This is a genomic window from Streptomyces sp. NPDC094143, assembly GCF_040303825.1.
Lineage (GTDB): Bacteria > Actinomycetota > Actinomycetes > Streptomycetales > Streptomycetaceae > Streptomyces.
On sequence record NZ_JBEOTZ010000048.1, the window covers coordinates 1 to 13,501 of the forward strand.

Here is a 13,501-nt window from a genome sequence, read left to right on the forward strand (position 1 = left end):
TGCCGTTGGGGGGGGGGGGGGGGTGTGCCCCCCGCCCCGGGGGGGGGGGGCCCCCCGCCCGGGCCCGGGGGGGGACGGTACGTCCCGGCGGGCCTCTGCCGACTTCCGCGAGGTCAGCGCTTGTTCGCGAACTTCCACGCCGTCGGCAGCGCGCCCATGGCCAGCGCCGCCTTCAGCGCGTCGCCGATGAGGAACGGCGTGAGGCCGGCCGCGATCGCGGCGGTGGCCGACATGCCGGTGGCGAGGGCCAGGTAGGGCACGCCGACGGCGTAGATGATCGCCTCGCCGACGAGCATCGCGCCGGCCATGCGCCACACCGAGCGGTCGGCGCCGCGGCGGGCCAGGGCGCCCACGACGGTCGCGGCGAGGATCATGCCGAGGATGTAGCCGAAGGACGGGGCGACGCCGGAGGAGGCGCCCGCGAACCACGGCACGCCGGCGAGGCCCGCCACCGCGTACAGCGCCAGGGCCAGGAAGCCGCGGCCGGCGCCGAGGGACGTGCCGACGAGCAGCGCGGCGAAGGTCTGGCCGGTCACCGGCACCGGGGAGCCCGGCACGGGCACGGAGAGCTGGGCGGCGAGGCCGGTGAGCGCGGCGCCGCCGAGCACGAGGGCCGCGTCCCGGACACGGGAGGCGGGCAGCAGGTCGGCGAGGACCTGTCCGGTGCGGGCGGGTGTGGCGGCAGCGGTGCTCATGGGGACTCCGCGAGGGTGAGGGCCGGTGGGACACCGTGACGCTATCCCAGCGCCCTCGGCCCGATCACCGTCAGCGGTCGACAAAGGCGCGGACCGGCGGTTGGTCGGCTCTGCACAAAGAGTGCGGGTTACACCGAGTACGGCGTGACGCCGGTCACGGTGCTCGGGTGCCGTGCAACACAGGAGGGACAGGGGGTCCCACTGTAGGTTTCCACCAAAGGCGCCGAGCCACCGTGCCGCGGTAGCGACGGTCACCTCATCGAGGGCGACACCGCCTCGCGCCCCGCTCCGGTCGCCGCGTAGACACGCTGAGCGACACGGACGTCCACATCGTAAGATGCCTCTCCCTCCGGGCGGGGAGGCGTCCGAGACTGGCGGCGTTTTTGCCCTCGTACGCCCCTCACGCATTGGACGAGTCGCGCCCATGCCCAGCAGCACCACCCAGGAGACGCCGACCGGCACGGACGGCGTCTCCCTCTCCCACGGCCTCAAGCAGCGCCACCTGTCGATGATCGCCCTCGGCGGGGTGATCGGCGCCGGTCTGTTCGTCGGCTCCGGCGCGGGGATCGCCGCGGCCGGTCCGTCGATCGTGGTCGCCTACGCCCTCTCCGGTCTCCTCGTGATGCTGGTGATGCGGATGCTGGGCGAGATGTCGGCCGCGTATCCGTCGTCGGGTTCCTTCTCGGCGCACGCCGAGCGGGCGATCGGCCCCTGGGCCGGGTTCACCGCGGGCTGGTCCTTCTGGGTGCTGCTGTGCACGGCGGTCGGCCTGGAGGGCATCGGCGCCGCGAAGATCGTCAGCGGCTGGCTGCCGGGCACGCCGGAGTGGGCGTGGGTGGCGCTGTTCATGGTCGTCTTCTGCGGCACCAACCTCGCGGCGGTGAAGAACTTCGGCGAGTTCGAGTTCTGGTTCGCGGCGCTGAAGGTCGCCGCGATCACCCTGTTCCTGGTGCTCGGCGTCCTGGCCATCCTGGGCGTCCTGCCCGGCACGGACTCGCCCGGCACGGGCAACCTCACCGACTTCCTGCCCAACGGCGGCGAGGGCCTGGTCATCGGCCTGCTCGCCTCGGTCTTCGCCTACGGCGGACTGGAGACGGTCACCATCGCGGCGGCCGAGTCGGAGAACCCCGTCCAGGGCGTGGCGAGCGCGGTCCGCACGGCGATGTGGCGCATCGCGCTGTTCTACGTCGGCTCGATGGCGGTCATCGTCACGCTCGTGCCGTGGGACTCCGAGGAGGTCGTCGAGAAGGGCCCGTACGTCGCCGCCCTCGACGAGCTCGGCATCCCGGGCGCCGGCCAGCTGATGAACGTGGTCGTGCTGGTGGCGCTGCTGTCCGCGATGAACGCCAACATCTACGGGGCCTCCCGCATCGCCTACTCGCTGGTGGAGCGCGGCCAGGGCCCGAAGGGGCTGGGCCGGGTCTCGGGCGGGGTGCCGCGGATCGCCGTCCTGGCGTCCTGCGTGTTCGGGTTCCTGTGCGTGCTGCTGAGCTACTGGCGGCCGAACGACGTCTTCGCCTGGCTGCTGAACATGATCGGCGCGGTGATCCTCGTCGTGTGGATCTTCATCGCCGTCTCGCAGCTGCGGCTGCGCCGCCGGATGGAGCGCGAGGCGCCCGGGAAGTTGGTCGTGCGCATGTGGGCGTTCCCGTGGCTGACGTGGCTCGCCCTGGCCGGCATGGCCGCCGTGTTCGTCCTGATGGCCCGGGAGCCGGACACGCGGGTGCAGCTGTACTCCACGGGCGGGATGACCCTGGCCCTCGCGGCCGTCGGCTACGCCTGGCAGAAGGCGCGCGCCCGGCGGTAGCCGCCTCGAGTGAACAGGCCCCCGCGGAACACGCGGGGGCCTTTTTCTGTGCCCTGGCCACCCCTCCCGGCACTCTTGCTGCTAGCGTGCAGTTGCAAGGCTGTTGCAATAAGAGGTTCGGAGGGGAACCCGCCCATGCCCGTCTACACGCTGCCCGACCTGCCGTACGACTACGCGGCACTCGCCCCCGTGATCAGCCCCGAGATCATCGAGCTGCACCACGACAAGCACCACGCGGCCTATGTGAAGGGCGCCAACGACACGCTGGAGCAGCTCGCCGAGGCGCGGGACAAGGAGGCCTGGGGGTCGATCAACGGGCTGGAGAAGAACCTGGCCTTCCACCTCTCCGGGCACATCCTGCACAGCATCTACTGGCAGAACATGACCGGCCCGAAGGACGGCGGCGGTGAGCCGCTCGCGCAGGACGGCGTGGGCGAGCTGGCGGACGCGATCACCAAGTCCTTCGGCTCCTTCGCCCGCTTCAAGGCCCAGCTGTCCAAGGCCGCCGCGACCACGCAGGGCTCCGGCTGGGGCGTGCTCGCCCACGAGCCGCTGAGTGGCCGGCTGATCGTCGAGCAGGTCTACGACCACCAGGGCAACGTCGGCCAGGGCGCGACCCCGATCCTCGTCTTCGACGCCTGGGAGCACGCCTTCTACCTTCAGTACCGCAACCAGAAGGTGGACTTCATCGAGGCGATGTGGCAGGTCGTCAACTGGCAGGACGTGGCCCGGCGTCACGAGGCCGCGAAGTCCCGGGCGGACGTGCTGCTGCTGGCCCCCTGAGACCGGTCGTGTGAAGCGTCCTGCCTCGTGATCGTCTTCTCACCCTTCACGAACGGCAGGCGGAGAGAGGAAGACCCCCGCGAGGACAGGACTCGCGGGGGTCTTCTGCGCAGACGCCGGTCGGCGGCATGGGTTCATCGTGCTACGGCAGGTCCGGCTACGGCAGGTCCGGATCGCACGGCACGTTGAGGGAGAGGAGCGCGGCGGAACCGTCGGGATTCATGCGCAGTTCGCTGATCGCCGCGTTCCGCAGCCGCGGGAGCACCCTGCGGTACTCCCGGGCCGGGATCGACAGCAGGCTGCACAGCACCAGGCGCAGCAGGGTGTTGTGGGCGACGACCAGGACGCGTCCGCCGGGGTGGGCGGCGGCGATCTCCCGCAGTGCACGGACCCCCCGGGCCGCTGCCGCCGCCGGGTCCTCGGCGCCGGGGAAGGAGTGCGCCACCGGGTCGGCCCGGTAGGCCGCGGCCCACTCCGGGTCCTCGGCCTCGAACTCGGCGAGCGTGCGCCCCTCGACCACGCCGAAGTCGCATTCGCGCAGGTCCGGTTCGAGCTGCGGGGTGAGGCCGAGGGCGCGGCAGGCGGGGTCGGCGGTGGCGACGGCCCGGGACAGCGGGGACGTGCGGACCGCGTCCACCGGGTGGGCGGCGATCCAGCGGCCGAGGGCCTCGGCCTGGGCGCGGCCGGTGTCGGTGAGGGCGATGTCGCTGATGCCGGCGTAGCGGTTCTCGGCGTGCCAGACGGTCTGTCCGTGGCGGGCCAGCAGGAGGGTCGTGGTCATGGGCCGGTCCGTTCGCGTGCGGTGGGGTGGGGTGGTCGGTGCGGGGCGGTGCCTGGCTGGTCGACACGCCGGCGCGGTGGCGCACCGAGGTCCTGCTCATGATTGCCCACCGGCACAGGGCGGCGCCGGGTTGGCCGACACACCGGCCCGGTGGCACAGCAAGGTCCCGGTCACCATTGCCCCACCGGCACAGGGCGGCGCCGGGCTGGCCAACACACCGGCCCGGGGCCGCACCGAGGTCCTGGCCATCACTGCCCCGTCGGCGCAGAGCTGGCCGACCCGCCGGCGCAGGGCCCGCACCAAGCTCCCGGTCATGATTGCCCCACCGGTGCAAGGCGGCATCGGGCTGGCCAGCACACCGGCCCGGGGCCGCACCGAGGTCCTGGCCATCACTGCCCCGTCGGCGCAGAGCTGGCCGACCCGCCCGCGCAGGGCCCGCACCAAGGTCCCGGTCACCATTCCCCCACCGGCACAGGGCGGCATCGGACTGGCCCACCCACCGGCCCGGGCCCGCACCAAGGTCCCGGTCACCATTCCCCCACCGGCACAGGGCGGCATCGGACTGGCCCACCCACCGGCCCGGGCCCGGACCAAGGTCCCGGTCACCATTGCCCCACCGGCGCAAGGCGGCATCGGGCTGGCCAACACGCCGGCCCGGGCCGCTCCGAGGCCCTGGTCATCATCGCTCCGTGTCCAGGTGCAGCCGGGCCCGGGCGTGGTCCGCGACGGCGGCGGGCAGCCAGCCGCGGTCCCGGAGGGCGTCGACGAGGCGCGTGTACGGCTCGGCGAAGGCCGCCGTGCGGCCGGGGCGGGGTTCGAGGACGGTCCGGACGCGGACCATGCGCTCGGCGACACCGGCGAGCGAGCCGGCCCCCGACGCCCCGAACGCGGCCAGCGCCGCCATCCCCAGGGCAGGTTCCGTCTGTTCGGGGACGCGGGCCGGGCGGCCCAGGATGTCGGCGCGCAGCTGGTTCCAGTAAGGGCTGCGCGCGCCGCCGCCGGTGAAGGTGAGCGGCCCGTCGAGGGGGGCGCCGAGGTGGTGCAGGTAGTCCAGGCACAGGCGTTCCGCGAAGCCGACGCCCTGGAGCAGGGCGGCCCACCGGTCGGCGTCGTCCGCCGGGTCGCCCAGCAGGAGCGAGCTGGCCTCCGGCGCCCGGAACGGGAACCGCTCCCCCGGTGAGACCAGCGGATAGGCGACCGCGCTCGACGGTTCGAACGCCGCTGCCCGTTCGTCCATCGCGGCGGGATCGGCGTCCGGGAAGTGCGCCGCGAGCGCCCCGGCCCCGACGCTGGAGGCCCCGCCGGGCAGCCAGGTGCCGTCCGGGGCGCGGTGGTTGTAGACCACGCCCGTGGGGTCCCGGACCGGGTCGCGGGCCGCGCCCTTGAGCACCAGGGTCGTGCCCAGCACCGAGTTCCAGGAGCCGGGCCGCAGCGCGCCCGAGGCGATCTGGGCGGCGCAGCCGTCGGTCATCCCGGCGAGCACCGGTGTGCCGGCGGGGATGCCGGTGGCGTCGGCGGCGGCCGGGCGGACCTCGCCGAGGAGGGTGCCCGGGCGGACCACCTCGGGCAACAGGCCCTCGGGGACGCCCAGTCGGGCCAGGGCCGCCTCCGGCCAGGACTCGTGCGCCACGTCGTAGCCGGTCTTGAGGGCGTGGCTGGAGTCGGCCGGGGGCGGTGTGCCGGTGAGGCGGGCGACGATCAGGTCGGGCTGGTGGGCGAGGCGCAGGCCCGGGCCGTACTCCCCGAGCAGCCACAGCGCCTTCGGCAGCGCCCAGGTGTCCTGGACCGCGAGCCCCGCCCGGCGGGCCCGGGCCGCCTCCCGTGCGGCGCGGGCGTCGTCGTACATCAGCGCCGGGCCGGCCGGCCGGCCCGATCCGTCCGTCAGCAGCACCGTGCCGGACGTGCCGCACACGGCGAGTCCGCCGACCGGCGTGCCGGGGGGCGCGGCGCCGAGGGCCGCCCGGGACGCCGCGCACAGCGCGGCCCACCAGCGCAGCGGGTCCTGCTCGTGCCGCACCCCGCGGCGCCGCCCGGTCAGCGGGGCCGAGCCGCTGCCGAGAACCGTGCCGTCGGCGGTGACGAGCAGCACGCGGACGCTCTGCGTGCCCAGGTCGACGCCCAGCCAGCCCGCATCCTCGTCCGCCATCCGGAACCTCCCACGCCGTCGCAGCCGGATCTGTGAACTTCTCACTGTGCCCCGATATTTTCCCGTGCGCGAGGGATTGACGCCCAACTTCAGCCGTTCCACCCTCTGTTAGCGAGTCGACTCGACGTGTTAACCAGGCTCCACGCGGAGGTACGGATGGACACGCACGCGCACGACCGCCGGCGCTTCCTCGCCCTCGCCGCCGGGGCCGCCGCCGCCCCGCTGCTGACGGCCTGCGGCGCCGGTTTCGGCGGAAACGACAGCAAGAGCGACGGGTCCGCCGCCGACGACATCACCGGCTCCTTCGACTGGCGGCGCGAGAAGGGCACCACCGTCAAGGCGCTGCTCAACAAGCACCCGTACACGGACGCGTTGATCGCCGACCTGAAGTCCTTCACCGCGAAGACCGGCGTCGAGGTCGAGTACGACGTCTTCCCCGAGGACAACTACTTCGACAAGCTCACCGTCGACCTGTCCAGCGGGCGTGCCTCCTACGACGTCTTCATGCTCGGCGCGTACATGGTGTGGCAGTACGGGCCGCCGGGCTGGCTGGAGGACCTCGGGCCCTGGATGCGCAACTCCGCGGCCACGGGCGACGAGTGGGACCGGGCGGACTTCTTCCCGAACCTGCTCCGGGCCGGCCAGTGGTCGCTGAAGGCGGGCGCGCCGCTGGGGCAGGGCGGGCAGTACGCGCTGCCGTGGGGCTGGGAGACCAACGTCGTCGCCTACAACACCGAGGTGTTCGGCAAGCTCGGCCTGAAACCGGCCGAGTCCTTCGACGAGCTGACCGAACTCGCCGCCACCATCAAGCGGAAGGCGCCGGGCGCCGGCTTCGACGGCATGTACGGGATCGCCGTGCGCGGGTCGAGGAGCTGGGCCACCATCCACCCCGGCTTCATGACGATGTACGCCCGCAACGGCCTGAAGGACTTCACGGTCGACGGCGGGAAGCTCACACCGGCGATGAACAGCCCCGAGGCCGTCGCCTTCACGGAGGACTGGGCGCGGATGGTGAAGCGGGGCGGACCGCCGTCCTGGACCTCCTACACCTGGTACCAGTGCTCCAGTGACCTGGGCGCGAAGAAGGCCGGAATGCTGTTCGACGCCGATACGGCCGCCTACTTCCAGGCCGTGAAGGGCGCCAGCCCCGCCTCCGGGAAGATCGCCTTCCACCCGGGGCCGAAGGGACCGGACGGCTCCCTCGCCACCAACATGTGGATCTGGTCGCTCGGCATGAACGCCAAGAGCGAGAAGAAGAGCGCAAGTTGGCTGTTCCTGCAGTGGGCCACCGGCAAGGAGCACCTGCGCGAGGGCGCGATCACCCACAACCACATCGACCCGGTGCGCAGGTCGGTCGCCGAGGACGCCGCCTACAAGGACAAGATGCGGCACCTGCCCGGGTTCCTGGAGACCTTCGAGACGGTCGTCGACCGGACGAGGATCCAGTTCACCCCGCAGGCGCAGTTCTTCGACGCGACGACCAGCTGGGCCGCGGCCCTCCAGGAGATCTACGGCGGCAAGGGCGCGCAGTCGGTGCTGGACGGGCTGGCGGACGACCTCGCCGGCAAGGTGGGCTAGCCATGCGGCTCGCGCTGCGCCCGTACCTCCTGATCGTCCCGGCCCTGCTGCTCACCTGCGGGATCCTGTACCCCTTCGGGCTCGGGCTGTACTACACGCTGTTCGACTTCTCGGCGAGCAAACCGCAGCCGGACATGGTGGGGTTCGAGAACTACCGGGCCGTGTTCACGCAGGAGGCGTTCTGGAACTCGGCGTGGGTGACGGTGCTGTACGCCATCGGGGCGGCGCTCGCGGAGACCGTGCTCGGGGTGGCCGTCGCCCTGCTGCTGCACCGCTCGACCCTGGTGGGCCGTGCGCTGGAGAAGATCCTGATCCTGCCGCTGATGATCGCCCCGGTGATCGCGGCGATCATCTGGAAGCTGATGCTCCAGCCGTCGGTCGGGGTGGTCAACCACCTGCTCGGGCCCTTCGGCCTGGGCGGGGTGCAGTGGACCGACACCCCGACGGGCGCGCTGCTGTCGTCGATCGCCGTGGACGTGTGGGTGTACACCCCGTTCGTGGCGATCCTCGCCCTGGCCGGTCTGCGGTCGCTGCCCGCTTCCCCGTTCGAGGCGGCGGCCGTGGACGGCGCGGGGTGGTGGTACACCTTCCGGCGGCTGACCCTGCCGATGCTGTGGCCGTACGTGCTGGTCGCGGTGATCTTCCGGTTCATGGACTCGCTGAAGGTGTTCGACATCATCTACGCCCTGACCGAGGGCGGGCCGGGCGACTCGACGATGGTGCTCCAGATCCGGGCGTATCTCGAAGCCATCCGCTTCCAGCGCTACTCCTTCGGGATCTCCTACACGATCGTGCTGTGGGCGGTGGTGTACCTGGCCGCGATGGTGCTGGTGAAGCACCTGGGGAAGATCCAGCGGAAGGCCGCGGAGGTCACCACATGAGCAGACGCGTCCTGGGATGGCTGGGCGACGCCGCCCTGATCCTCTACTTCGTCTTCGCGCTGTTCCCGATCGCCTGGATGGTGATCCTGTCGCTGAAGCCGGCGGACCAGCTGTTCTCCACCTACTTCTCCTTCTCCCCCACCCTCGACGGCTACCGCACGGTGCTCGGCGACAGCGAGGGCATCCCGTTCGTGCGGTTCTTCGTCAACAGCCTGGTGGTGTCGGTGGGGGCGGTCGCGCTGTCGCTGGTGGTCGGGCTCCCGGCCGCGTACGCCTCGGCCCGGTGGCGGTTCAAGGGCTCCGAGAACCTGATGTTCACGCTGCTGTCGTTCCGCTTCGCACCCGAACTGACCGTGATCATCCCGCTGTTCGTGCTGTACCAGAAGCTCGGCCTTTTCGACACGTACGTCGGCATGGTGTGGGTGCTGCAGCTGGTGACGCTGCCGCTGATCGTGTGGATCATGCGGTCCTACTTCGCCGACCTCACCCCCGAGCTGGAGCAGGCCGCCCTGCTGGACGGCTACACCCGCAAGCAGGCCTTCTTCAAGGTGGCCCTGCCGCTGGTGAAGCCGGGCATCGCCGCCGTGTCGCTGCTGGCGTTCATCTTCGCCTGGAACAACTTCGTCTTCCCGCTGATCCTCACCTCCAACGAGGCCCAGACGGTGACGGTCGGCGCCCTGTCCTTCCTCGGCGGGGACCGGCCCAAGTACAACCTCACGGCCGCCGCCGCGCTCGTCTCCGTCGTCCCGCCGCTGCTGCTGGCGCTGACCATCCAGCGCTATCTGGTGCGGGGCCTGTCGTTCGGGGCGGTGAAGTCGTGATCCGGCTCAGCGGGATACGCAAGGCCTACGGGCGGACCGTCGCGCTGGACGCGCTCGAACTGGAGGTCCGCGAGGGCGAGTTCTTCTGTCTGCTCGGCCCGTCCGGCGCGGGCAAGACCACGACCCTGAAGACCGTCGCCGGACTCGAACAGCCCGACTCGGGCACGGTCGTGCTCGGTGGCGAGGACATGCGGGGTGTCGAACCCTACGACCGGGGCGTGGCGATGTGCTTCGAGAGCTACGCCCTCTACCCGCACCGCTCCGCCTACGACAACCTCGCCTCGCCCCTGCGCTCGCCCCGGCACCGGCTGCCCGCCGCCGAGGCCCGGCAGCGCATCGGCGCGATCGCCGAGCTGCTCGGGATCTCGGGGCTGCTGGACCGGCCCGTCGGGCAGCTGTCCAACGGCCAGCGGCAGCGCGTCGCCCTCGGCCGGGTGCTGGTCCGCCCGGCCCGGGCGTTCCTGCTCGACGAGCCGCTCTCCCACCTCGACGCCAAGCTCCGCCAGCAGATGCGGGCCGAGCTGAAGGCCATCGCGGCCGTGCGGCGCACCACCACTCTCTACGTCACCCACGACTCGGTCGAGGCGCTGGCGCTGGGCGACCGGATCGGGGTGATCCGGGAAGGGCGGATCGTGCAGACGGGCACGCGGGAGGAGATCTGGTACCGGCCGCACGACACGGAGGTCGCGCGGGCCTTCGGCCGGCCCCGGATCAACCTGCTGCCGGGGGTGTCGACGGAGGGCGGGGTGCGGTCGGACGGCGGGGTGGAGCTGCCGGTCCGCGCGCGGACCGCGCCGGGCACGGACGTCCTCGTCGGCATCCGTCCCCGGGACATCGCCCTGCACGGCGGCGAGGGTCACGAACTGTCCGGGACCGTGTACGTCACCGAGGTGCTCGGCCGGTCCGTCGAGGTCACCGTCCGGCTCGGCACCGGGGAGCAGCGAGTGTCCCTGGTGGCCCCCCGGGCGGACGCGGCGCGCCTTCGTCCGGACGATGCGGTACGGCTCGTGGTCCGGCCTGAGAACCTGCTGCTGTTCGAGGCCGACCGGCCGGAACGACCGGGACGACGGATAGAGACACAGCCATGAGCAACAGCAGTGGGGGACAGCAGGGGCCCGCGGCGCGGCAGGCCGCCATGGCCGAGCAGGTGCTGGCCGACGGCTCGGCCACGGCGGCGGAGCTGGCCGAGCGGTTCGGGGTGAGCCTGATGACCATCCACCGGGACCTGGACGAGCTCGAACGGCAGGGCGTGGTACGGAAGTTCCGTGGCGGGGTGACCGCTCAGCCGTCGGGGGTCTTCGAGTCGAACGTGCAGTACCGGCTGAAGACCATGCGTGCCGAGAAGGCCGCCGTCGCCGAACACGCCCTGCGGTTGGTCGAGCCCGGCATGGCGATCCTGCTGGACGACTCCACCTCCACCCTGGAGATAGCCAGGCGGCTGCGCACGGGCGAGATCACGCCCCTGACGGTCGTCACCAACTTCCTGGAGGCGATCAACCTCCTGGCCGACCAGCGGGGCATCCATCTGATGGCCCTCGGCGGCGACTACGACCCGCTGCACTCCTCGTTCCTCGGAGTGTCGTGCGTGGAGGCGGTCGAGCAGCTGCGGGTGGACGTGTGCTTCGCGTCGACGTCGGCCGTGCACGGGGGTTACGCGTACCACCAGGAACAGCACATCGTGTCCGTGAAGCGGGCGATGCTCGACGCGGCCGCCCGGAACGTCCTGCTGATCGACCACACCAAGCTCGGCCGGGTCGCCCTGCACCGGGTCGTCCCGCTGTCCCGCTTCGACACCGTCCTCGTGGACGGCGGGGCGTCGCCGGAGGCACTGCGGGACCTGGACGAGCACAAGGTCCGTTACGAGGTTTGCGCGATGAAGGGCGGCCATGACGGGACTGGAGCTACGTGAGCTGCGCAAGACCTACCGGTCGCGTGGGCGGCCCGGTGTGGACGCCGTCCGCGGGATCGACCTGAGCCTGCGGTCCGGGGAACTGCTCGGGCTGCTCGGGCCGTCCGGCTGCGGCAAGTCGACCACGTTACGGATGATCGCCGGACTGGAGTCCGTCACCGGCGGGGACATCCTGGTCGGCGGGGCGTCGGTGGTGGAACGGCCCGCGCGGCGGCGCAACATCGGGGTCGCGTTCGAGAACTACGCGCTGTATCCGCCGCTGTCGGTCGCGGAGAACCTGGCCTTCGGGCTGAAGGCCCGGCGCAGGTCCGCCCGGGGCGATGTCGACCGCAAGGTGAAGGAGATCGCCGAACGGGTCGGACTGACCGAGCTGCTGGACGCCCGCCCGGCCGGTCTGTCCAGCGGCCAGAAACAGCGCGTCTCGCTGGCCCGGGCCCTGATCCGCGAACCGGACGTGCTGCTCCTCGACGAGCCCCTGTCCCACCTCGACGCGGCCCAGCGCGACACCACCCGCCGCGAACTCAAGCGCATCCAGAAGGACCTCGGCCACACCACCATCCTGGTCACCCACGACCAGGAGGAGGCCCTCTCCCTCGCCGACCGGATCGCCGTCATGAAGGACGGCGTCATCCGGCAGCTCGGGACCCCCTACGAGATCTACGACAGCCCGGCCGATGTCTTCGTCGCCGACTTCGTCGGCGAGCCCGCGATCACCCTGCTGCCCGGCATCGCCGGCGGCGACGGCCACGCCCGCCTGTCCGACACGGTCCGGATCGCCCTGCCCGTGCCGGTGGAGCGGGGCCGCGAGGTGGTGGTCGGCATCCGCCCCGAGGACGTCCGGCTCACCGCCGGGGACGGCCTGCCCGCCCGGGTCGTCGCGCACGAACCGCTCCTGGAGTCGGGCCTGGCGACCCTCGCCCTGGACGGTGTCGAGCGGCACCTGGTCGTCCTCACCGACCCCGGGGTACGGCTCGCCCACGACGAGCGGGTCCGGGTCGCCGCCGACCTCGCACACACCCATGTCTTCGACGCCGAGACAGGAGCCTCACTGCGATGACTGCCGAGAACAGCGTGCGTGTCGTGGCCGCCGGTGACCACTTCGTCCTGCCGTCGCTGATCACCCGGGCGGTGGCACACGAGGTGGAGCGGGCCCAGGTGCGGGAACTGCGGCTGGGCTGGCCGCTGGAGCCCTTCGGGCCGGTCGCCGAGGTGCGGGAGGCCAGCGACGCCGAGGACGAGCTGATCGAGGCGCTGGCCGGGGCGCAGGTGCTGGTCACGCAGATGGGTCCGGTCACCGAGCGGGTCCTGGCCGCCTGCCCGGACCTGCGGCTGGTCGTGGTCTGCCGGGGCGGGCCGGTCAACGTCAACCTGGACGCGGCGAAGCGGCGGGACGTGCGGGTGTGCTTCGCGCCCGGCCGCAACGCCGCCGCCACCGCCGAGTTCACCCTCGCCCTGATGCTCTGCGCCCTGCGCCGCATCCCCCAGGCCCACGAGCCGCTGGTCCGGCGGGGCAGCTGGGAGGGGGCGACGTACTACACGTACGAGGAGAGCGGCCACGAGCTGGAGGACCTGCCCGTCGGGCTGATCGGGTACGGGGCCGTCGGCAGCCGGGTCGCACGCGTGCTGTGCGCGTTCGGGGCGCGGGTGATGGTGTACGACCCGTATGTGCACGGCGAGATCCACGGCCTGCGCGTCACCTCGCTCGACGACCTCCTGCGCCGCTCCCGGGTGATCACCCTGCACGCCCGGCTCACCGCTCGGACGCGGGGGCTGGTCGGCGCCCGGGAACTGGACCTGCTGCCGCACGGGGCGGTGGTGGTGAACGTGGCCCGGGGTCCGCTGCTGGACGAGGACGCGCTGTGCGACGCGCTGGACAGCGGCCGGGTGTCGGCGGCGGCGCTCGACACCTACGAGCGGGAGCCGCTGCCGGTGGAGTCCCGGCTGCGGGGATTCGCCGGACGCGTGGTGCTCACACCCCACCTGGGCGGCGCCTCGCGCGCGGTGGCGGAGAAGGCCGCGCGGATCGCCGCCGAAGAGGTGGGCCGCTGGGTGCGCGGAGAGCCGCTCGCGCACTGTCTGACCTGAGGACCCTGAGGAGAG

General features: G+C 72.3%; 12 protein-coding genes. 9 read left to right on the forward strand and 3 right to left on the reverse strand.

Annotated elements, in window-relative coordinates; genetic code table 11:
* Window positions 1-113 precede the first annotated feature (113 nt).
* Complete coding sequence (locus tag ABTZ58_RS35565) at window positions 114-695, reverse strand: biotin transporter BioY (RefSeq protein ID WP_351366172.1); 582 nt, start codon at window positions 693-695, stop codon at window positions 114-116.
* Between the two features lie 424 nt (window positions 696-1,119).
* Here ABTZ58_RS35565 and ABTZ58_RS35570 point away from each other — a divergent pair, with 424 nt between their 5' ends.
* Both ABTZ58_RS35570 and ABTZ58_RS35575 read left to right on the forward strand, forming a co-directional pair.
* Window positions 1,120-2,502, forward strand: coding sequence for an amino acid permease (locus tag ABTZ58_RS35570; RefSeq protein WP_351366175.1), 1,383 nt, complete (start codon window positions 1,120-1,122; stop codon window positions 2,500-2,502).
* Between the two features lie 135 nt (window positions 2,503-2,637).
* Window positions 2,638-3,285 (forward strand): superoxide dismutase, encoded by a 648-nt coding sequence (locus tag ABTZ58_RS35575; RefSeq protein ID WP_351366178.1) that lies wholly within the window; start codon window positions 2,638-2,640, stop codon window positions 3,283-3,285.
* A 157-nt stretch (window positions 3,286-3,442) separates the two neighbouring features.
* On the opposite strand, the gene ABTZ58_RS35580 is transcribed toward ABTZ58_RS35575, so the two are convergent.
* Entirely contained in the window at window positions 3,443-4,066 is a 624-nt protein-coding gene (locus ABTZ58_RS35580; RefSeq protein WP_351366181.1) for a histidine phosphatase family protein, read from the reverse strand.
* Between the two features lie 679 nt (window positions 4,067-4,745).
* Complete coding sequence (locus ABTZ58_RS35585; protein WP_351366184.1) at window positions 4,746-6,212, reverse strand: FGGY-family carbohydrate kinase; 1,467 nt, start codon at window positions 6,210-6,212, stop codon at window positions 4,746-4,748.
* 156 nt (window positions 6,213-6,368) lie between these two features.
* On the opposite strand from ABTZ58_RS35585, the gene ABTZ58_RS35590 reads away from it, so the two are divergent.
* The 7 genes from ABTZ58_RS35590 to ABTZ58_RS35620 are packed head-to-tail and all read left to right on the forward strand — an operon-like array spanning window position 6,369 to window position 13,486.
* A complete protein-coding gene (locus ABTZ58_RS35590) occupies window positions 6,369-7,790 on the forward strand; it encodes an ABC transporter substrate-binding protein (RefSeq protein WP_351366187.1) in 1,422 nt (473 codons plus the stop codon).
* Window positions 7,791-7,792: 2 nt separating this feature from the next.
* Window positions 7,793-8,671, forward strand: a complete 879-nt coding sequence (locus ABTZ58_RS35595) for a carbohydrate ABC transporter permease (RefSeq protein WP_351366190.1) — start codon at window positions 7,793-7,795, stop codon at window positions 8,669-8,671.
* A complete protein-coding gene (locus ABTZ58_RS35600; RefSeq protein WP_351366193.1) occupies window positions 8,668-9,492 on the forward strand; it encodes a carbohydrate ABC transporter permease in 825 nt (274 codons plus the stop codon). Before ABTZ58_RS35595 ends, ABTZ58_RS35600 begins: the two co-directional genes overlap by 4 nt.
* Complete coding sequence (locus tag ABTZ58_RS35605) at window positions 9,489-10,580, forward strand: ABC transporter ATP-binding protein (protein WP_351366196.1); 1,092 nt, start codon at window positions 9,489-9,491, stop codon at window positions 10,578-10,580. The genes ABTZ58_RS35600 and ABTZ58_RS35605 overlap by 4 nt, the downstream gene beginning before the upstream one ends.
* On the forward strand, window positions 10,577-11,401 hold the full coding sequence (locus tag ABTZ58_RS35610) for a DeoR/GlpR family DNA-binding transcription regulator (RefSeq protein ID WP_351366199.1): 825 nt from the start codon (window positions 10,577-10,579) through the stop codon (window positions 11,399-11,401). The genes ABTZ58_RS35605 and ABTZ58_RS35610 overlap by 4 nt, the downstream gene beginning before the upstream one ends.
* Window positions 11,379-12,458 carry an ABC transporter ATP-binding protein gene (locus tag ABTZ58_RS35615; RefSeq protein WP_351366202.1) on the forward strand — a complete coding sequence of 360 codons (1,080 nt, stop codon included), beginning with the start codon at window positions 11,379-11,381 and terminating at the stop codon, window positions 12,456-12,458. The genes ABTZ58_RS35610 and ABTZ58_RS35615 overlap by 23 nt, the downstream gene beginning before the upstream one ends.
* Window positions 12,455-13,486 (forward strand): 2-hydroxyacid dehydrogenase, encoded by a 1,032-nt coding sequence (locus tag ABTZ58_RS35620; RefSeq protein WP_351366205.1) that lies wholly within the window; start codon window positions 12,455-12,457, stop codon window positions 13,484-13,486. Before ABTZ58_RS35615 ends, ABTZ58_RS35620 begins: the two co-directional genes overlap by 4 nt.
* Window positions 13,487-13,501: the final 15 nt, after the last annotated feature.